At 58.7% G+C, this 19,027-nt stretch carries 19 protein-coding genes; 10 read left to right on the forward strand and 9 right to left on the reverse strand.

The window, feature by feature from the left end; translation table 11 throughout:
• The first annotated feature begins 22 nt into the window (after positions 1–22).
• The 3 genes from DFS28_RS04940 (at position 23) to DFS28_RS04950 (ending at position 3,929) form a co-directional block, all read left to right on the forward strand.
• Positions 23–2,203, forward strand: a complete 2,181-nt coding sequence (locus DFS28_RS04940; protein ID WP_111448817.1) for a PepSY domain-containing protein — start codon at positions 23–25, stop codon at positions 2,201–2,203.
• Complete coding sequence (locus DFS28_RS04945) at positions 2,187–3,158, forward strand: FAD:protein FMN transferase (RefSeq protein WP_256596781.1); 972 nt, start codon at positions 2,187–2,189, stop codon at positions 3,156–3,158. The genes DFS28_RS04940 and DFS28_RS04945 overlap by 17 nt, the downstream gene beginning before the upstream one ends.
• Positions 3,159–3,227: 69 nt before the next feature.
• On the forward strand, positions 3,228–3,929 hold the full coding sequence (locus DFS28_RS04950; RefSeq protein ID WP_111448818.1) for a VIT family protein: 702 nt from the start codon (positions 3,228–3,230) through the stop codon (positions 3,927–3,929).
• 210 nt (positions 3,930–4,139) lie between these two features.
• On the opposite strand, the gene arsN2 is transcribed toward DFS28_RS04950, so the two are convergent.
• Together arsN2 and DFS28_RS04965 are read right to left on the reverse strand one after the other, a co-directional pair.
• The gene (gene arsN2 / locus DFS28_RS04960) at positions 4,140–4,601 is read right to left on the reverse strand and encodes an arsenic resistance N-acetyltransferase ArsN2 (RefSeq protein WP_111449119.1); all 462 of its coding nucleotides are present in this window, start codon (positions 4,599–4,601) and stop codon (positions 4,140–4,142) included.
• A gap of 26 nt (positions 4,602–4,627) precedes the next feature.
• Positions 4,628–5,986, reverse strand: coding sequence for an MATE family efflux transporter (locus tag DFS28_RS04965; protein ID WP_111448820.1), 1,359 nt, complete (start codon positions 5,984–5,986; stop codon positions 4,628–4,630).
• Between the two features lie 411 nt (positions 5,987–6,397).
• Here DFS28_RS04965 and DFS28_RS04970 point away from each other — a divergent pair, with 411 nt between their 5' ends.
• Positions 6,398–8,248: an ATP-dependent endonuclease gene (locus tag DFS28_RS04970; RefSeq protein WP_111448821.1), complete on the forward strand. Its 1,851-nt coding sequence runs from the start codon at positions 6,398–6,400 to the stop codon at positions 8,246–8,248.
• Positions 8,245–9,957: a UvrD-helicase domain-containing protein gene (locus DFS28_RS04975; protein WP_111448822.1), complete on the forward strand. Its 1,713-nt coding sequence runs from the start codon at positions 8,245–8,247 to the stop codon at positions 9,955–9,957. Before DFS28_RS04970 ends, DFS28_RS04975 begins: the two co-directional genes overlap by 4 nt.
• Positions 9,958–10,380: 423 nt before the next feature.
• On the opposite strand, the gene DFS28_RS04985 is transcribed toward DFS28_RS04975, so the two are convergent.
• The 3 genes from DFS28_RS04985 to DFS28_RS04995 all read right to left on the reverse strand — a co-directional run bounded on the left by DFS28_RS04985 (position 10,381) and on the right by DFS28_RS04995 (position 11,670).
• Positions 10,381–10,620, reverse strand: coding sequence for a hypothetical protein (locus DFS28_RS04985; RefSeq protein WP_111448824.1), 240 nt, complete (start codon positions 10,618–10,620; stop codon positions 10,381–10,383).
• 170 nt (positions 10,621–10,790) lie between these two features.
• Positions 10,791–11,090, reverse strand: coding sequence for a MafI family immunity protein (locus DFS28_RS04990; protein ID WP_016984859.1), 300 nt, complete (start codon positions 11,088–11,090; stop codon positions 10,791–10,793).
• Between the two features lie 118 nt (positions 11,091–11,208).
• Positions 11,209–11,670, reverse strand: a complete 462-nt coding sequence (locus tag DFS28_RS04995; protein ID WP_256596782.1) for a hypothetical protein — start codon at positions 11,668–11,670, stop codon at positions 11,209–11,211.
• Positions 11,671–12,238: 568 nt separating this feature from the next.
• Between DFS28_RS04995 and DFS28_RS05000 the strand changes: the two genes are divergently transcribed.
• Together DFS28_RS05000 and DFS28_RS05010 are read left to right on the forward strand one after the other, a co-directional pair.
• A complete protein-coding gene (locus tag DFS28_RS05000; protein ID WP_008154643.1) occupies positions 12,239–12,511 on the forward strand; it encodes a hypothetical protein in 273 nt (90 codons plus the stop codon).
• 686 nt (positions 12,512–13,197) lie between these two features.
• Positions 13,198–13,629, forward strand: a complete 432-nt coding sequence (locus DFS28_RS05010) for a hypothetical protein (RefSeq protein WP_111448827.1) — start codon at positions 13,198–13,200, stop codon at positions 13,627–13,629.
• A 45-nt stretch (positions 13,630–13,674) separates the two neighbouring features.
• On the opposite strand, the gene DFS28_RS05015 is transcribed toward DFS28_RS05010, so the two are convergent.
• Positions 13,675–14,373 carry an ion channel gene (locus DFS28_RS05015; RefSeq protein ID WP_111448828.1) on the reverse strand — a complete coding sequence of 233 codons (699 nt, stop codon included), beginning with the start codon at positions 14,371–14,373 and terminating at the stop codon, positions 13,675–13,677.
• A gap of 144 nt (positions 14,374–14,517) precedes the next feature.
• A complete protein-coding gene (locus DFS28_RS05020) occupies positions 14,518–15,372 on the reverse strand; it encodes a LysR substrate-binding domain-containing protein (RefSeq protein ID WP_111448829.1) in 855 nt (284 codons plus the stop codon).
• Positions 15,373–15,478: 106 nt separating this feature from the next.
• Here DFS28_RS05020 and DFS28_RS05025 point away from each other — a divergent pair, with 106 nt between their 5' ends.
• The gene (locus tag DFS28_RS05025) at positions 15,479–16,159 is read left to right on the forward strand and encodes an FMN-dependent NADH-azoreductase (protein ID WP_111448830.1); all 681 of its coding nucleotides are present in this window, start codon (positions 15,479–15,481) and stop codon (positions 16,157–16,159) included.
• 83 nt (positions 16,160–16,242) lie between these two features.
• On the opposite strand, the gene DFS28_RS05030 is transcribed toward DFS28_RS05025, so the two are convergent.
• Positions 16,243–16,587: a cupin domain-containing protein gene (locus DFS28_RS05030; RefSeq protein ID WP_111448831.1), complete on the reverse strand. Its 345-nt coding sequence runs from the start codon at positions 16,585–16,587 to the stop codon at positions 16,243–16,245.
• A 265-nt stretch (positions 16,588–16,852) separates the two neighbouring features.
• Complete coding sequence (locus DFS28_RS05035; protein WP_111448832.1) at positions 16,853–17,500, reverse strand: TetR/AcrR family transcriptional regulator; 648 nt, start codon at positions 17,498–17,500, stop codon at positions 16,853–16,855.
• Between the two features lie 118 nt (positions 17,501–17,618).
• On the opposite strand from DFS28_RS05035, the gene DFS28_RS05040 reads away from it, so the two are divergent.
• Both DFS28_RS05040 and DFS28_RS05045 read left to right on the forward strand, forming a co-directional pair.
• Positions 17,619–18,512, forward strand: a complete 894-nt coding sequence (locus DFS28_RS05040) for an NAD(P)/FAD-dependent oxidoreductase (protein WP_111448833.1) — start codon at positions 17,619–17,621, stop codon at positions 18,510–18,512.
• Positions 18,513–18,614: 102 nt separating this feature from the next.
• The gene (locus DFS28_RS05045; protein ID WP_111448834.1) at positions 18,615–19,004 is read left to right on the forward strand and encodes an antibiotic biosynthesis monooxygenase; all 390 of its coding nucleotides are present in this window, start codon (positions 18,615–18,617) and stop codon (positions 19,002–19,004) included.
• Positions 19,005–19,027: the final 23 nt, after the last annotated feature.

Raw genomic sequence — 19,027 nt, forward strand, 5'->3', positions numbered from 1 at the left:
CCGCCATTACTGGAGGCTGAACATGCTTCGTCAGTTCCATTCCCTACCTGGCCTGATCGCCGCCCTGTTGGTCATGTTGTTGGCCATCAGCGGCGCGATCCTGTCTGTCGACCCGGCCCTGGAACGCCTGCACAGCACGTCCACTCCCGCCGGACAACTCAACGTCGGCCAACTGGCCGGGCGCGTTGCCAGCCACTTTCCGGGCGTGGAGCAGATCCAGCGCTCAGCGTCCGGCACGGTGATCGTCTACTACAACCAGAACGGCCAGGCCGGGGCGCAAAAGGTCGACCCGCTGACCGGCCAAGGCCTCGCACCTTACGAGCCCTCCGCGTTCTCACGTTGGGTGAAAGAGCTGCACCGCTCGATGTTCCTTGGCACGCCAGGTCATGGAGTGTCAGGTGTCGGCGCGCTGTTCATGCTGATGCTGTCGGTGTCCGGTGCGCTATTGCTGGCCCGGCGCCTGGGCGGCTGGCGCAACCTGCTGCGGCCACTGCGGGGCACCTTCAGCCAGCGCTGGCATGCTGAAGTCGGGCGACTGGCCTTGCTCGGGCTGCTGCTGTCGGCATTGACCGGGCTTTACATGTCCGCCACCACCTTTGGTTTTATCGCCGACGGCAGTCAAAATGAACCCGCCTTCCCCGCCCACGTCAGCGCCGGCCCGGCCTTGCCGGTGGCGAAGCTGCAAGCCTTGCAGGCCACCGACCTGAACGACCTGCGCGAGCTGGTCTACCCCAGCCCCAATAATGCGCAAGACGTGTTTTCCCTGCGCACGGCCCAGGGCGACGGCTACGTGGATCAGGCCAGCGGCGCTTTGCTGTCCTATCAAGCCCACGACTCGATGCACAACCTCTACGAATTGATCTATCAGCTGCACACCGGCGAAGGCCTCTGGTGGCTGGGCCTGCCGCTGGGGCTCTGCGCTCTCTGCGTGCCGTTGATGAGCGTGACCGGCATCCTGTTGTGGTGGCGCCGCCGCAAGGCTGGCCCGAACATCCGCCACAACAGCCCTGCCCACTGCGCCGACAGCGTGATTCTGGTGGGCAGTGAAAACAACAGCACCTGGGGTTTCGCCAACACCTTGCACGACGCCTTGCACCAGAGTGGCCATCAGGTGCATAGCGCGGCGATGAATGAATGGAGGGGCGATTACCGCAATGCCCAACGGGTGTTCATCCTCACTGCGACCCACGGTGACGGCGATGCGCCGGCCTCGGCTTCGCAGTTCCTGGCGCGGCTGGGCAAAACCGGCCTCAAGCCCGGCCTGCCCTTTGCAGTGCTGGGCCTGGGCGACCGCCAGTTTGCGCAATTCTGTCAGTATGCCCATCAGGTGCAGGACGCGATGTTGCAGGCCGGTGGCTCGCCGTTACTGGGCCTCGAAACCATCAACCGCCAGTCCTCTCAGGAATTTGCGCGCTGGGGCCACGCGTTGGGCGAAGTACTGGGGCAGGACCTGACACTGGTTCACACCCCGCAGCAGCCGCGTACCCATCAATTGCAGCTGACAGAGCGGATTGCCTATGGCGAACAGGTGAATGCGCCGACCCACATACTGCGCTTCAAAGCCGCCGGCGAGTTGCCGGGCTTTCTGGCCGGCGACCTGGTCGGAATTCTGCCCCCGGGCAGCCCGATCCCGCGTTTCTACTCGCTGGCCAGCGGTTCCCAGGACGGCGTGCTGGAGATCTGTGTGCGTAAACACAACGGTGGCATGTGTTCGGAATTCCTTCATGGTCTGGACATCGGCGCGCAGATCGACGCCTTTATCCAGCCCAACCCGCAATTTCGTCCGGCATCGGGCACGCACCCGGTGATCCTGATCGGCGCCGGTACCGGCATCGGTCCCCTGGCCGGTTTTATCCGCAATAACACGGCCCGACACCCGATGCACTTGTATTGGGGCGGGCGCAACCCGGCCTCGGATTTCCTCTATGAACCGGAGCTCAACCAATACCTGTCGGACCGACGCCTCACGGCACTGCGCGCCGCCTTCTCTCAGGTTCAGGACCGCAGCTACGTGCAAGACCGGCTGATCGGCGATGCTCTGGCCTTGCGCCGACTGATTGAAAAAGGTGCCCAAGTGCTGGTGTGCGGCAGCCGCGAAATGGCCAAAGGCGTGATGCAGGCCCTCGATGAAGTGTTGGCACCTCTCAACCTGAGTGTGCTGACGCTCAAGGCACAAGGACGCTACCGTGAAGACGTCTACTGAGTTGCAGCGTTATAGCCTGAACGGCGAAACCATGGGCACCCGCTATACCGCCCTGTTTTATGCCGGGGCCGGGATCGATACCGACGACGTTGGCCATCGCCTGGCGCGCGCCGTGGCCCGGGTGGACCAGCAAATGTCCACCTGGAAACCCGACTCGGACCTCAACCGCCTCAACGCCGCCCCCGAGCAGGAATGGGTGGCCGTGCCCAAGGAACTGGCCACGGTGCTGTCTGCTGCACTGCGCGTCAGTCAGCAATCCGGCGGCGCGTTCGACATCGCTGTCGGTGATCTGGTTAACGCTTGGGGATTCGGCCCCGAGGAACAGACAGTCACCGAGCAAGCGATCGGCACGATTGCGCCCGGCGCCCGGCTGTCAGCCAGCGCCGCGTTGGTGGTTGACCCGCAACGCAATCAGGTGCGCAAGCGCATGCCGCTGAACCTTGATTTGAGTGGCATCGCCAAAGGGTTTGGCGTGGATGAACTGGCGCGTTGCCTGGAGGATTTGGGCATTACCCGCTACCTGGTCGGCATCGATGGCGAGATGCGCGCCCGGGGCGTCAAACCTGACGGCCAGTGCTGGGCCGTGGCCCTGGAAAAGCCCAACCGGGGCGTGCGTGAAGTCATGGGCGTGATGGAACTTGGCGATGCCGCTATCGCGACCTCCGGGGACTATCGACATTGGGTGGACGTGGCCGGTCAGTCCTATGCTCATACCATGAACCCGGCCACCGGCGCGCCGCTGTGCAACCCACTCGCCGCCGTCACCGTGGTGGCCGCCTCGTGCATGCTCGCCGATGCCTGGGCCACGGCGCTGATGGTCCTGGGCGAAACCGAGGGCCCGCGCCTGGCTCAGGAGCGCGGGATGGACGCGTTGTTCGTGCTGCGCGAGGGTGAACAGTTCAAAGAAATATCCATTGTCGGCGGCCAGTTGCAGGCGCAGATTGAAACCCGCTGACGCCGATTGCCGGACCGCTCGAAACCCGTCCGATTTAAACCGCCCAATGACAGGGAGTCCCGTTAAACAATGAAATTCATGCACAGGCACACCGAGGCCCACCGAAGCGATCGTATCGGCTGGCTGCGCGCCGCCGTCCTGGGCGCCAACGACGGGATTGTCTCTACCGCCAGCCTGCTGATCGGCGTCGCGGCCGCCAACGCCAGCCACGCCACGTTGCTGGTCACCGGTATGGCAGGGTTGATGGCCGGTGCCATGTCCATGGCCGCTGGCGAGTACATTTCCGTGCACTCCCAAGCCGACACCGAGCGCGCCGATCTGTCCCGCGAACGGGCAGAACTGGCGAGCGACCCGAAAGCCGAACACATCGAACTCGCCAACATCTACATGCATCGCGGCGTATCACCCGAACTGGCGCATCAAGTGGCCGATCAATTGATGGCCCATGACGCATTGGGCTCTCACGCCCGGGACGAACTGGGCATCAGCGCCACCCTCACCGCCAAACCCTTGCAGGCCGCCCTGGCCTCCGCCGCCAGTTTCGTGGTGGGTGCCGCGTTGCCGCTGGCGGTGACGTTTGTCGCGCCGGAGCACAGCGTGGTGCCCTGGATTTCGGGCATGTCATTGGTGTTTCTCGGGACGTTGGGCGCCATTGCCGCCAAGGCAGGCGGGGCCAAGGTCCTGACCGGCGCCTGGCGGGTGACATTCTGGGGGGCTCTGGCCATGGGGATTACGGCACTGGTGGGGCACTTGTTTGGCGCAGTGGTCTAGCGGGGGCGCTGTATGGCGAGCCGTCGATCATCGTGCTGGATGAGCCGAACGCCAACCTCGACGATGCCGGGGAAAAAGGTTTGCAGCACCTCTACAGCGCCCGCTCGGACAACTCGGGTTTCTCAATCAGGAGCGGGTCGGGCCGGCCAAACTTCGGCTGGCTGCCGATGCCGGTGCGTTGGGGGATGACGATATCGCCTGTGCCAATGCTTACCTGGGGTCGAAGTTGTCGTTTGGAGATGCACTGAACGTTTTTCTTAGATAACTCGCAGACGCCGGGCATAAATGTTCGAACTGGGCTGTCTGCTTGATAGCGCCAGGCGCCTCCTGCCTGTCGAACCGTTCGTAGCCATTGGCGGCGAAAAAACCGGCAGCCCCTTGCGTCAACAAGTGCAGTCGGAGTACGCCTTGCGAGGCCGCACACTGCTCCAGTGCAAGCAGCACTTGTTTGCCCAAACCTTTTCCACGACGCTCATCACACACCACCATGGAGCGAAGCAACATGTCGGGAGCCGAACCCTCCAGCCCTCCAAAAGCCACCCATTTCCCCGCCACTTCGAAACGGTAAAACTGCCGGTCTGGTTCACTGACATCGTCGCAGGGCAAATTCGCTCGGGTCAGCGCATCACGGAGCTGATCCAAACCGTTATCGTCTACTTTAATCATCTGCATGTTCAGCACCGCTACCTCCCGCCCGCCTACACCAACCGCTCGATCTTCTGATGCTGCCAGACCATTTTGTAATACGCCGTCTGCAACACCAGCATCCCCAGGTACGCCACCGGAAACGCCATCCATACCCCCTGCAACCCGAACTGCCCGTCCAGCACATACGCCACCGGCAACTGCACCCCGACCACACAAAAAATCGAAATCGCCATCGGCACCAGCACCGAGCCGCTGGCGCGCATGATGCCGCCGACAATCGCCTGGAAGCCGAACACCAACAGACTCCACAGCATGATGTGCAACAAATGCTCCGCCTTCGCCCGGGTGGAATCATCCGTGAGGAACAACCCCAGCAACCAGTGCGACAACAGATAACCCAACACCACCAACCCCCCGGTCAGGCACACATTGATCAACAGCCCCGTGCGCAGGATCGGCCCCATGCGCTCAAGCCGCCCTGCCCCAATCGCCTGAGCACCGAGGATCGACGCCGTGATCGCAATCGACAGCGCCGGAAACTGCACGTAATTGACGATCTGCGTCACCGCCCCATACGCCGCCGTCGCCTGCGAACCGTGCTGATTCACCAGCGCCAGAATCACTAACTCCGACACCGACAACACCACCATCTGCAACCCGGTCGGCAACCCGATACGCAACACCTTGCCGAGAATCACCAGATCCAGCCGCATCGCCGCAAACATCTCCCGATCCGGCGCCAACGGATGCCCCTTGCGAATCAACCGCCACGCCAGCCACCCCATCGCCGACAAATTACCCGCCAACCCCGCATACGCCGCACTCTGAATCCCCATCATCGGCAACCCGAACCAACCCCGAATCAACGCCGGCGTCAGCGCCAACCCGATACACGTCGACACCACCAACGCAATCAGCGGCGACACCGTATCGCTTACCCCGCGCAGCAATTGAGTGAACAGCACGTAGACCAGCAGCGACGGCATGATCCACATCATCACGTGGGCGTAGGACACGGCGTCGTCGATAACGTCGGCCGGAGTCCCCAAACCCTGCAACGCGGGCCTTGCGAATACGCTGCCGAGCACCGCCGCTGTCAGGCCGATCATTGCGCCTAACAACAAGGTTGTGCCGGCGATGGTTTTCACCAGATGCGGCTCACGGGCGCCCCAGGCCTGGCCGATGAGCACACCCGCACCCGCGCCGAGGCCGATGACCAGGGCGATGAAGAAGAAGACGATGGGGAACATGCCGGACACGGCAGCCAGGGCTTGGGTGCCGAGCATTTGGCCGATGTAGATGCTGTTGATGGTGCCCGACATGGATTGGAGGAAATTGGAGAGGACCATGGGGGCGAGGAAAAGGAGGTAGGTTTTCCAGAGGGGGTGTTGGGTGGCGGGGGTTTGCATTGAGGGTCCGTCTCGGGTGGGCTCGTGTTTTGGAAATTCTACGCTAGGGGACTGGGCACCACCCGATTCGATTTCGCAGATTTGGACAGCATGAGTAATGTCCGCTTTCGGCCGAGGTTGTGTAAAAACGTTTTTGACCAGCAGCTGCGGACGAAAACAGCCCGGAAATCGTGTTTCTACGCAAATTGTAGGTCCGTTGACTGAGCGAGCGCTGGCAGATTTTACATAGCAACGCGGACTTCAAAATGACGGATGCGTTTTTACACACTCTGGGCCAATAGCGGCCCTTGGTTGCGCGCGCGGTACGCGAATCGACCCGAAGGAGCTCTCAAGTGGCGATACAGTCGAATCGCACCTACCATGAGGGACTAAAATCAGTAGATTGGTTTCCGCTAGACAAGGAGGGTCGAAGTGCATCTTGTGCGTGTTCGCGTCCGGAACTTCAGAGGCATCGCCTACGGTGAGGTCCATCTCAATGGACACACTGCTTTTATTGGTGACAACAACGCCGGCAAGTCCACATTGCTGGAAGCGGTGGACCTGGTACTTGGCCCAGAGCGCCTGAGTCGCCGTCCTGTAATTGATGAGCACGATTTCTATGCAGGTACGTACGTAGATCCGGCCAGGAACGAGGTCGTCCCGATCCAGATCGAGGTTATTGTCGCTGGACTCTCCGATGAGCAGCTGCGGCATTTCCGCGACCATATCGAGTGGTGGGATTCACAGGCCAAGACATTGCTTGTGGGGGCACCCCCAGAGGGAACAGACGCCCCCCATGTTGGCGCAGCAATACGCGTCTTCTTCAACGGCTGGTATGACGTAGAAGAGGACGACTTCGCTGGGGATACCTTTTACGCCACTCCCGAAATGCCGGATGGCTCCTACCTGCGGTTCTCTGCGCCCGACAAACGAAAGTGCGGTTTTCTTTATCTTCGCACCCTACGAACCGGCGCCCGCGCACTCAGCCTAGAGCGAGGCTCTTTGTTGGACGTAATCCTTCGGCTGAAGGAGACACGACTGACAATGTGGGAAGACTTGCTCGACCAACTGAGGGCATTGCCAGTTGGAGAGACCGAGGATATCGGCGAGTTACTTGTCGCAGTCCAGGATGCAGTACGGCACTACGTACCATCCGACTGGGCAGAGCAACCCCACATGCGGGTTTCGGACCTCACCCGCGACATGCTCCGTCGAACCCTGACTGTCTTCATGGGCACTGGAGCGAAAAGGCCGGACGGTTCCGTCTATTCCGCCCCATATCAGCACCAAGGCACTGGCACGATTAACACGCTGGTATTGGCTCTGCTGTCTATCATCGCCGAACTCAAGCAAAGCGTGATCTTCGCGATGGAAGAGCCAGAGATCGCGCTTCCGCCGCACACCCAGAAACGAATTATCAATTCGCTACGCCAGAAGTCGGCACAGGCCATCTTCACCTCTCACTCACCCTACGTGCTGGAGGAGTTCGATCCTGCCCAGGTGGTGGTTCTCAAGCGCACGGCCGGTGTTATGACCGGAGTCCCTGCAACATACCCACCAGCAGTCAAGCCCAAGGCTTATCGCACAGAGTTTAAAGCTCGGTTCTGCGAAGCTCTACTTGCCCGCTACGTACTTGTGCTTGAGGGCCGTACGGAGTTCGACGCATTGCCTGCCGCCGCCCGCCGGCTCGCCGAGCTGGATCCCACGCGATTCAAATCTCTCGAAAACCTTGGAGTGGCTATCGTCGATGCTCGCGGCGAGACCAATGTCGCTCCTCTGGGTACATTCTTCCGGTCTCTCGGCAAGATCGTGTTCGCGGTGTTCGACAAGCAATCACAGGAGGCGCTCGCAACCATCAATGCCTCGGTCGATCATGCCTACGAGTCCGCGACTAAGGGCTTCGAAAACCTTGTGTTGTATGGCGTGTCTGAGGTCGCACTCCGCAGCTATGCTGCTGTTGTAGTTGCTGGCGGCGATTGGCCGCAGCATCTCGCAGCATGGACGCCAACGCCCGCAACGCCGCTGGCCGATCTGCAAGCGGCTCTGTCGAGCTATTTCAGCTGGGCCAAGGGTGGTGGCGACGCCGGCGACTTGCTCGCCTCCTGCCCAACCGCCAATGACATGCCTGAATACGTGAGAACCACGCTGGCAGCCATCAAGAACGTCATTGAGCCACCTCCGCTGCCTCCACTTCCTCCCCAGCTAGTCGGCGTGCCCCCTCTCCCAGAGGCGGCAGCCGCCTATGGGAAGTTCCAACCGTCCCCGCCCCAGCCTCTGGCATGACGGAAGTGTGGAGCGATCAGAAGCGCGACTTTCTGGAATGCGCTAGGCACGCCCTGGCGCTAGGTGGCCCTGGTGCCGGCAAAACACACGTCGCGCTGGTCAAAGCTCGCAATGAGATTCGCTCAGGAATACTCAAGCCAGGCCAGAAGGTCCTCTTCTTGAGCTTCGCCAGGCCGACCGTAGCGCGCATCATCGAAAAGGCTTCTGAGCTGATCTCTCGCGAGGATCTGAAGCAACTAGAGGTCAGCACGTACCACGGTTTCGCATGGAGCATTCTCCGAAGCCATGCCTATCTGTTGAATGGCAGACCGAACCTGCAGCTTCTGCCTCCGCCCGAAGCAGCAGCGCATTTGGCAGATATCGATAAGGCCCAGCACGAAAATGAGAAGCGACGCCTTTTCGAACAGGAGGGCCGCCTGCATTTCGACTTGTTCGCAAGTTTGGCCAGCGAACTGCTGAGCCGCAGTGATCGGTTAGGCGCCATCTTCTCCGACACCTATCCCATCATCATCCTCGACGAGTTTCAGGACACAAACAGTGATGAATGGGCGCTGATCCAGCAGCTTGGGAAGCGCAGTCGCCTCATTGCACTGGCCGACCCCGAACAGCGGATCTATGAGTTTCGAGGTGCTGATCCCAGGCGGGTGGGAGACTTTCTGGAGAACTTCGGCGCCGCCCATTTCGATTTCGCGGGTGAAAATCATCGCAGCAGCGGTACCGATATCACGGCCTATGGGAATGACCTGCTCACTGGAGCAAACAAGGGCAAGGCCTACCAGCAAGTCAAAATCGCGCGTTACGACTTCATGTATGGCAAGAGCCTGCACTTCACCGCCAAGGCCGCGGTGTTCTCGGCGTTGGATCGCCTCAAAAAAGTACCTGACAAATCGATCGCGATCCTGGTGCCATCCAGGCGGCTGATGCTCGAGTTTTCTGACTACCTTTCTTCTGCAACTGATGGTCTGCCAGCGCTACATCACGACGTCGCAATGGATGCTGAACCGCCGGCTCTAGCCGCTGGCGTTATCGCCACGTTACTGGCGGGAGGTACCGCTGGCGATGTGGCGAGCCGCATGCTCGGCGCACTTCACTCGCACATTCGCGGGCGGCGCGGGGGCAGGCCTACCCCACAGACCGAGCTTGACCTGGCGGGTGCTCTTAGCGGGTTCCTCTCCTCGGGAAAGATCCGCGGCTCCAAGCGCCTGTTGATTGTCAGCGAAGTTCAGCGCATCTCAGAATTGCGGCGGCAACTGCAATTAACGGGCGACCCTGCGGAAGACTGGTTACACCTGCGCGGCCTGTTGGCATCGTCCACTGCGGAAGCCTTGAAGCAAGTAGCAACAGATGCTCGCTACCTACGACTGCTGCACCGAGGCTCAGTATTGCGAACCAATTTGGGTGCGTTGTGGCGCGCCCAGGGAGAGTACATGGGGGCTGAAGAGGCAGTCCGAAGTGCCTTGATGCAGGAGCATTTCGCTGCAGCTCAAAAGGACTGGCGTGGCATCCATCTGATGACGATACATAAGTCTAAAGGGAAGGAGTTCGACGAGGTCATCATCTACGACGGCCTTTACCAGCGCATTGCCAAAGCCCCGCAGGATCCAAAAATCTGCGCCCAGGATCTTTTAGTACTGCGGGTGGGCGTGACTCGGGCGATACGTCGGACCACCATTGTGACTCCGAAGCGCGATCCCTGCCCTTTACTGTGAATCAAGACTTCCGCTGCTTACACCTCTCCCTGCTAATCCGGCCGCAGCTGAGCGGTCGTAGGCACGCCTATCTGAAGAGGTAAAGAGCTCCTCAGTCCCAAAATTGCTGGCACAGAATGGTTCACGTTAAGTCCGCTTTTGGCCGATTCTGATGAAAAAGTCCGGCTTGGTTTCCACGGCAGAAAAGCACGCGCCTGAGATTGAAATCCTTGCTTTCAGCAGAGGCTTCCGGACTCGGATTTCACGTAGCAGCGTGCAAAAGAGGTGTATTCACCCATCAGTATTCGAGCATTTTGGGCAAACCGACTTTTTCAACAGAATCGACCGATAGTTGCCCTTCGCGACAGGCAGAAAACGACCCAATCCGGACGTTCGGTCTAGAGCTCAAAGCGCGGAGCTGCTTATCCTGTCGCTTGACACCCGTTACTCATCCCATCCTAGCTCTGCGTAGGAAATTTGGTCCTGATCGGGGAAGTCTGTCTGGTATTTACCCCATGCCATGAAGGAATGGTATTTGGTCATCGCCTCGAAGTAACTGTCAGCTTCGACCGTCCAGATCAATTGGGAGTTTGCTGAAAGAAGATTGCGCGCGTCATCACCGTGAATACCTGCCAGGCAGAAAGTCTGGCAACCATCGGGTTCCAGCCAAAGTTCATGTTTCATACTCATAGCTCGTTTTTTTGCCCGGCTTTATGGTGCCCGAAAAGCAGATCGAGTGGCCACTCTTGGCCGGTAATTGCGCGTTGGACTCAAAGGCCGCTGCTGGCCGACTTCTGCCTTCCACAACGGGCTGAAACCGACCCAAAGCTGACCTTCAGTTGGGTAAATTTTTGTCACCTCGTGAATGGCATCTTCAAGGACTTTGCGATCCGAGCTAAAATTTTTATGCATTTTTCAGAAACAACGAGCGGTGGTTCGTCAATCATGTAAAGCAGGTGTTCGAACGCTACTCCAGCCTCGTTGTGATCGACATAATCCAGAACTATTTCACCACCATTCTCTAAACCTGCCTGAGCTAATGCATGGTCTTCCGGTACAGGGCCGAGCTGGTCGTATGCAATGGACATCAGCGTCGAGATTTCCTCAAGTGCCTCAACGAAATCGGCCCTCAAGTCGTTGTTAAGGTGGCTCATAACAAACATTCCTTCGATTATGGTGACCTGCGTTCCGTTCCCGTCTGGTCGATTGTTGCCCAAGACCTGGTCTTTGCGCACGCGCTTGGGAAGCTAAGGTCGACTGTCCGCTCTTGGGTCACGCTTTACCCATTTCCTCGTACGAAGCATCGACGAACGTGATGTGCTCATCCCAAGCAGCTTCAGCTAGATCCCGGATGATTTCAGCGAGCGTCTCAACATCCACCCCCTGAGCTTCGATGCAGGCCAAGCGTCCGGGCGACCAGTCGATGACGGAACACTGTGGATACTTCCCTAGCAGTATGGACAGCGCTTCCTGAGGCGGCTCTTTGTGGGTATACATGAAGTCAAAGTACGGGGCACTGGCATTCTGAAGCGGGTACACCAGAGCCCAAGCATTTGATGGGCCGGGAAAGCATATGTGGACGTTACGATGCGCCCATTCCGGCCCACTGTGTTTGATGTGGCGAAGTACTTCGATGATCGAATGACAATTGGCTATTCGGATCATGCGATCAGGGGCAAACGTCCAGCCAGGCCCAGGCTGGGTTGCTGCGTTGCTGGTCAGAGGTGCAGTCATTCTTGTTTTTCTCTTCATCGCATTACCTTAGGTTCGAACGTCTGCTCTTGGCCGAGGCTGTGTAAAAACGTTTTTCAGCGCGACAGATACTCAAAAACGGACTGCAAATCGCGCTTCTACGAGAAATCCACGTCTGCTCACGTGCCGATAAATTTCAGATTTAACGTAGACACGCACACTTCAATTTTGGCGAAGCGTTTTTACACACCCTGGGCCGATAGCAGTCGCTCACGGAAGGGGCGTCACGGTCCTAGGACCACCATAAAAATTCCTACACAAACCTCGGAATCCCTCACCTTTCCCGCCGTTCTGATGAAGCCTATAGTCCATCTCGTCGCCCAAAATGGCGATTCGGGTTTGGCGACCCGAGATACGAATGCGAGGGCCGCCTGCTCATTTGCAGGCGTCGTCGCAACTGCAAAACCGCTGTACTATGGCGGTTGCGCGCGGGAGACCTTCGGGTCTGCCGGTTACTCGTTCCCGGTTCGCCAACCTGCGCGCAACTGCCACCCTATTCGTTTGGCGACGATCTGTTGGCGGTCTCATTTAACTGAACGAGGTCTCACCTATGGAAAGATACATGCCCCTCACCGGAATCGACCTGATCCCGGCCTCCCTGCTCATCGACACCCAAGCCCCACTCGACGTCCTGCAAGCCATGGCCGATTACCGCATCCGCACGGTCACGCAGGTGCTGGAAAACATCGCCTACCGCGGCGAACTCGGTTGCGACACGGTGGTGCTGTCGGACTTCTCCAAACTGCTGGCCATTCCGTTACGTGACGGCTGTGACTTGATGGACGTGATCGGCCGACGCTTACGGGCGGAGGTGAAGGAGTAAGTAGAAACGGGCGCCTCAATGGGCGCCCGTTTTTTTTGCAGTTGGGGTCTGTGCGTGAACGCGGCTGACGGATCTATTCGTGATCCGATTGACCGAAGCCACTTCACAAAAATATGTGAAATAAAATGTGAAGATGATTTTGTTTTAAGAACCTACAAAACCTCTGGAGGCCAGTAAATTAGCGCCTCTTCATCAAGTCAGCATGTGAAATAAAATGTGAAGATTTTCATACGGTAAAAAGCTGCTATGTGCGGTCTGCCATGGTTAGGGCGATGGATTAAATGAGAACGGGCGCCATCAAGGCGCCCGTTTTTTTGTGTCCATGATCAAAGTGGTTCCCCAGCACCCAACAGGCGGCTGACCGTCCCTCAGGAAGGCAAAGACCGGGTACCCAAGACGTTCAAGCAGGCCCTTGAAATGACAATCAAGCCCTCCGCTTAGAGCAGTTCTCCACAATGAGCCGAGTAACCGCCGCCACAATCACCTGATCCGCTTCCGGCGAGCTGAACAGCCGACATTGCGCATCCGGCAAATCCGGCAACCCTTGCCCTACCCCAATAACCGCCGAGATAAAAGGTGACTAGGATTAAAGGTGACCGATCGATTTAAAGCGTTTTTGGCGAATGGCGTGATGAAGCAAAGCAGTATGTCGCTCTGATGCATTCACACTTTTTCAGGAGGAAAAAATGATGCGAGGGATTATCGCAACGGGAGCGCTCTTGCTGGCCTTGGGCGGGTGCGCAACGTCACCTATGCGGGTTTCTGAAGCGCGGCCAGTGCCGGCCAGTGAGATGTACGCGATCAAAAGCCAGGGCACGCAAGATCCGGGACGCCTGACCATTTTCCGTGATGACGGGTTGGACGGTGCGGGATGTGACGTCGTGTTCTACATCGATGGTCAGCGCGCAGCCAAGATAGGTCCCGGTCAAAAGGCATCTTTCGTTTTGCCTGCCGGGAAAGTGAATCTCGGTGCCGGGCTCGCCGAGTCTGGATTATGTGCGGGTGTCGCGATCAAAACTGTTGCGGCCAACATCAGGCCAAGGAAAGAAGTGATTTACCGAATCAACTGGGATACGCAGGGGTTCAATTTAGACCCCTACGTTGAGTATGGACGTTGAGCCCTGGCAGACTGATGCCCGCAGATGGCTCAGGCAAATCAAGAGTCACTTGGCCTGATTCGATGGATAAAGACCGGCAAGCCGCGCGATCACAACACCCACGTAAAAGACGCCTGAAAATTCTTCGACCATCACCAGGGAGCGGGCGTGGTTGGTCAACGGGATAACATCACCGTAACCGGTGGTCGTGAGTGTCGTAAGGCTAAAATAGATCAGTTTGAAGAAAGTGCCGGGCTGTCCGAATTCGAGGTGGTTAGGGCCGAATGAGCCAGCGCTGGATATCTCGAGCAAGGCAAAGACAAAGGACCAAACAAAGGCCAGCATGATGTAACCCGCAAGCGCGCCATGCAGCTTGTCGGCTGTAATTGGCCCGCGCATGAGAATATAGCGAAGCACTCCGCTAAATGAGACAGCAAGAGACGCCACATAGGACATCCCGGCAAGTTCAAGAATCGCGATACTCTCAGCCCACAACGCCGTCCATTGAAGGCCAACCCCAAGCAACGCCAGACCCAGTTTCAGGATGAACCCCCGCCGAGTCTGCCTGGTGGCGAAAGCGCCCACGAGCAGCACGATTGAAAACAGTATGCCGAGCAACGTACGAGAAAACAGACCTTCCTCAAGAAAGGGAAACAGGAGGATCAATCCTAGTAAGAGCAGCAATAGATAGGTGCAGGGCCCTCGCCCTATTACCATCTGCGCTAAATCCTCTTCAGATTCGGCTTTATCTTGCGGATTGGCCATACCGGATTCCCAGAGATTGAAATAGCGCTCGAGACCTAACGTCGCACGGTTGAGATCTGACCTGGCGTTAGAGGCGTCGGCAGTGAAATTCTAGTCGCGAATGCAGGTAAGAGGAGACGTTCAACCAGACCCTTGAAACGACAATCAAGCCCTGCGCTTAGAGCAGTACTCCACAATCAGCTGAGTGACCGCCGCCACAATCGCCTGATCCGCATCAGGCGAGCTGAACAGCCGACATTGCGCATCCGGCAAATCCGGCAACCCTTGTTCTACCCCAACAACCGCCAATCCTTGCCCCAACTGACTGAGTGGCATGGGCGCTACCGCGAAGCCTGCCAGGGCCGCCGCCCGCAACCCGGCGGTGCTGCTGCACAACATGGCCATGCGTTGGGCGATTCCCGCCTGCGCCAGCCTTGTCAGCGCGGCCTCGCGATAAGGGCACGGCTCGGGGAACAGGGCCAGCGGCAACGGCGTGGGTAACCGGGCGACGGGTTGCGCCGACCAGGCCCACACCAGCGGTTCTTGCCATAGCAACAGCCCCGCTTCGCTGGTTTCGCACAGCGAACCGATGACCACCTCCAGATGCCCTTGCTTCATCAGCGCCAGCAACGTACTCGGAATGTTCACCTGCACCTCGATCTTCATCCCGGGGTACTGCGCTGCGAAATCCTGAACAGTGCGCAGCAATCGAGACTCGACAAAATCTTCGGACACCCCGATCCGCAGTCGCCCGTGAAACGGCGTGCGTGTCAGGTCTGTCCAGGCATCACGGTTCAGCGCGAGGATCGTGCGCGCATAAGAGACCAGGCGCTCGCCATCGGCCGTCAATTGCTGGGAACGGGTGGTGCGCGTCAACAGGGGTTTACCAATCTGTTCTTCCAATCGCCGCACGTGGCCACTGACCGCCGACTGAGTCAGGTGCAGCTTCTGAGCCGCACGGCTGAAGCCGTCTTCATCGACGACGGTGACAAATGTCTTGAGCAGCAGCGCATCGAACATAGTTTTATACGTGATCAATTGATGGCTAATTTACGATTTATATTTCAAATTCAACTATGTTGCAATGCTCACACCTGCCCTGCCCCCTCATCATTCAAGGTGTGCCATGACGACTCTTCTTCATATTCAGTGTTCTCCACGCAAGCAGCGTTCGGCTTCCCTTGAAGTCGCCCGCAGTTTCATTGCGCGTTATCAAGCCAACACCCCGGACACCGAAATCATCACCCTCGACCTCTGGAACATGGCGCTGCCGGAATTCGATGAGCTGGCCATGGAGGCCAAATACGCCGGGCTCAATGGCACGCCGTTGACCGCCGCACAACAAGACGCCTGGAACACGTTAAAAGCGTTGGCCAGCCACCTGCACCGCGCGGATGTGCTCGTGATGTCCGTACCGCTGTGGAATTTCAGCATCCCGTACAAACTCAAGCACTTCATCGACCTGGTATCGCAGAAAGACATCCTGTTCAGCGTTGACCCGGAACGCGGTCTGGAAGGCCTGCTGCACAACACACTCGCCGTGGTGATGTACGCCCGCGGCCTGGATTTTTCGGCACAGTCGAGCACACCGGCGGAGCGCTTCGACTTCCAGAAGCCCTACGTGGAAGCCTGGCTGAAATTTATCGGCGTCACGGATGTGCATTCGGTGATTGTGGAGAAAACCATCCTGGGGGAAGACGTTGATCGGCGCGCGCGTGAGGACGCGACTCAGCAGGCCACGCGCCTGGCGGACAGTGTGTCGCTGACGCTTCAGGCGCCCCGGTTGCACATCGATTCCGCACGATAGGCTGCGGACCACGAGGTCTGCGTCAATGGAGTGCAATAGCCTGATGCAGCAGGGGCGCCTGGTTCGGCCGGTGCCGGAGGAGCTTACGCTTGCCTGACAATATCAACCGAGATCTCCACCGCCGCAATCGTGCCTCTGTTCTCAAGCCAGTGCGTGGTGTTCCTGTCCTCGGGCCAGCCCACTCCCGGCCCATAATCCGTGGCGACTCCGTTTCGATGATCGGTGATCGTTCCTTGCAGAATGTAGACGGTGCCGGGTCTGTCGATATGGTTGTGAACCGGCCCGAAGACGCCTCCGGGCTCGATGGTCACCCTGCGCATCCTGAGTTGGCGCCCTGCCATACCCTCGATCTCGGGACCCAGGTCAATCGTTGCAAGTAACGTCACCGTAACGCCTTTGGTCTCAGGTGCCGCCTGTTCGTTGCTCATCGCACGCGCCCCTCTGTAGGTACAAGGCTTAACTAGAAGTAGAGACCTTAAAAGGTGTGCTCAGGCGGGAGGCGACAAAGGGTCGATTGCAGCCCATCGTGACAGGCAGAAATCGGCCACTCGATCCCAGTCACGAGTTGCTAGTTCGTCAGATGCTGAAGGTGATCCACCAAAGCAGCGTTTCGATACTGTCGCCGCGCGCCGGTCCGATATGACGAAGCGCCTGGACGACGGCCCCGGCCAAGCGCCCGGAGCAATCAAATGCTTATTCGCCCGCGTGGTCGTTGCCACCGTGCGCGGCGATGAACATGGCGACGGCCGACCGGCAATAGGATTCGATTTCGTTGTCGTCTTCTGCTCTCGCCTCATCGAAGCGCGCGATAATCAGAAGATCGGACCCTTTGAAAAGCGCGGCAAACAAGCGGGCGGACTGGAGAGGATCGGGCACGTTCAGAACCGCCTTCGCGTGCAACTGACGCAACAGGGCCTCGATTTGGGCGATGACATAGGCGGGGCCGGCTTCGTATTGGCGCTTGCTTAACGACTTTTGATTCGTCTTGTCGGCCATGATCATGGCTTCGACACTGCGCACGTCCGGGCTCAATAGCGTGCGAAGCAGGGTTGATCCCACCGCCATGAGCTGATCTTCGGCCGAACCGTCGACGCCTTCAAAAAGGGCCTGTGGTGCAAACTGATGGCAGTGGGCCGCGATGGCCGCGCTGAACAGCGCCTCCTTGTTCTCGAAGTGTCGATAGATGCTTAGCTTGGATATCTTCGCCCGCTGGGCGACCTTGTCCATTGTCGTCGCTTGAAAACCCAATTCCACAAAAAGTTCGCACGCGGCGTCGGCTATCGTTTGGCCAAGCGCCTCGTTGGCGGGCCGGCCGCGCCGGCCCTGGTTGTTTTCGGTCATAAAAATTCCAGTACTTGACAGTATTCTAATTCTTGAATTAGGGTACTTCAAAGTATCTTAAAAGCACCTTAAAAGTGCAAGCCAATCTCCCTTCATCCACAGCACGGAGCCTATCACCATGAATGACGTCATCATCATCGGCGGCAGCTTTGCCGGTCTTGCCGCCGCCCTGCAGCTTGGCCGTGCCCGCCGAAAGGTCACCGTTCTCGATACCGGCCTGCCGCGCAATCGCTTCGCCGACCACTCCCATGGCCTGCTCGGCCACGACCACAAGCCACCGCTGGAGATCCTGGCCGAGGCGCGGCAGCAGCTGGCGCGCTATCCCACGGTCAGGCTGGTCACTGCCCGGGCCGAGAGCATCTCCGGCGCCATCGACGATTTCTCCGTCCTCACTGGTGATGGCGAAAGCCTCAAGGCGCGCCGCCTGATCCTGAGCTATGGCGTCGCCGACCAGATGCCTGAAGTTCCCGGCTTTGCCGAAGGCTGGGGCACCTCCATCGTGCCCTGCCCCTATTGCGACGGCTTTGAAGTTGCCGGCCGGCATTGGGGCCTCGTCTGGTCCGGCCCGCCGTCGCACAACTACGTCAGGCTATACCACGACTGGACCGACACATTGACGGTCTTCGCCAATGGTCACGACATTCCACCCGACATCCGGGCCGATCTGGCGCGCCGCGGCATCCCTGTCGTCGATGGCCGGATCACCGAAATCGACCATGACGAGAGCCATAACACCACCGTTAGGCTCGACGCCGGCCCCGCTGTCGCGGTCGACATTCTGTTCGCGCATCCGCGCAATAAGCCGTCCGCAAGCCTGCATGAATCGCTGGGCCTCGCCACGGTCGATACCCCCCAGGGCATCGCCCTCAAGGTCGACGAGCGCCGCGAAACCAGCATGCCCGGCGTCTACGCCGCCGGCGACCTCGCCAATCCCCTCATGCCCTCTGTCACTACGGCATCATGGCAAGGCGCGACGGCGGGTATCTCCGCCCAACAGTCGATGTTGGTTTGAGAGTACAGATTCCCTTCTTCGGTGGTTGCTGGTTTCTGAATGTTGCTTCGAAGCAGCATCGATCACGCCAGTTTCAATTTCACAATAGACAGGAGCGCCACCATGGCCGACCAAAAGGCGCAAGACCGTAAATTCAAACCGCTAGACGATAAATTCCCGCTTGAGCGCCAACTCGGCATCGCGGCCGCGCCAGTCGTGCTCATCAACCTCTTCACGCTCGATTACGCCGACGAAGCGGGCTTCCTGGACGCTTTCAAGGCGGCTGCCCAGATCATAACGAAGCAACCGGGCTTCATTTCCATGCAACTGCATCGAGCGATCGGCGATAGCCCGACTTACCTGAACTATGTGGTGTGGGAATCCACCGAGACGGTCCGCGCCGGCCTCACCCATCCCGAGTTCGTCGCGAAGCTTTCGGCCTATCCGTCATCCGTCGTAGGCAGCCCGCACCTGTTCCAAAAGGTCGCCGTCCCCGGCTTTTGCACGGCCTAGTTAAGAACGAATCAAAACGAGGA

The sequence above is a fragment of the Pseudomonas sp. 478 genome (assembly GCF_003254125.1).
GTDB lineage: Bacteria > Pseudomonadota > Gammaproteobacteria > Pseudomonadales > Pseudomonadaceae > Aquipseudomonas.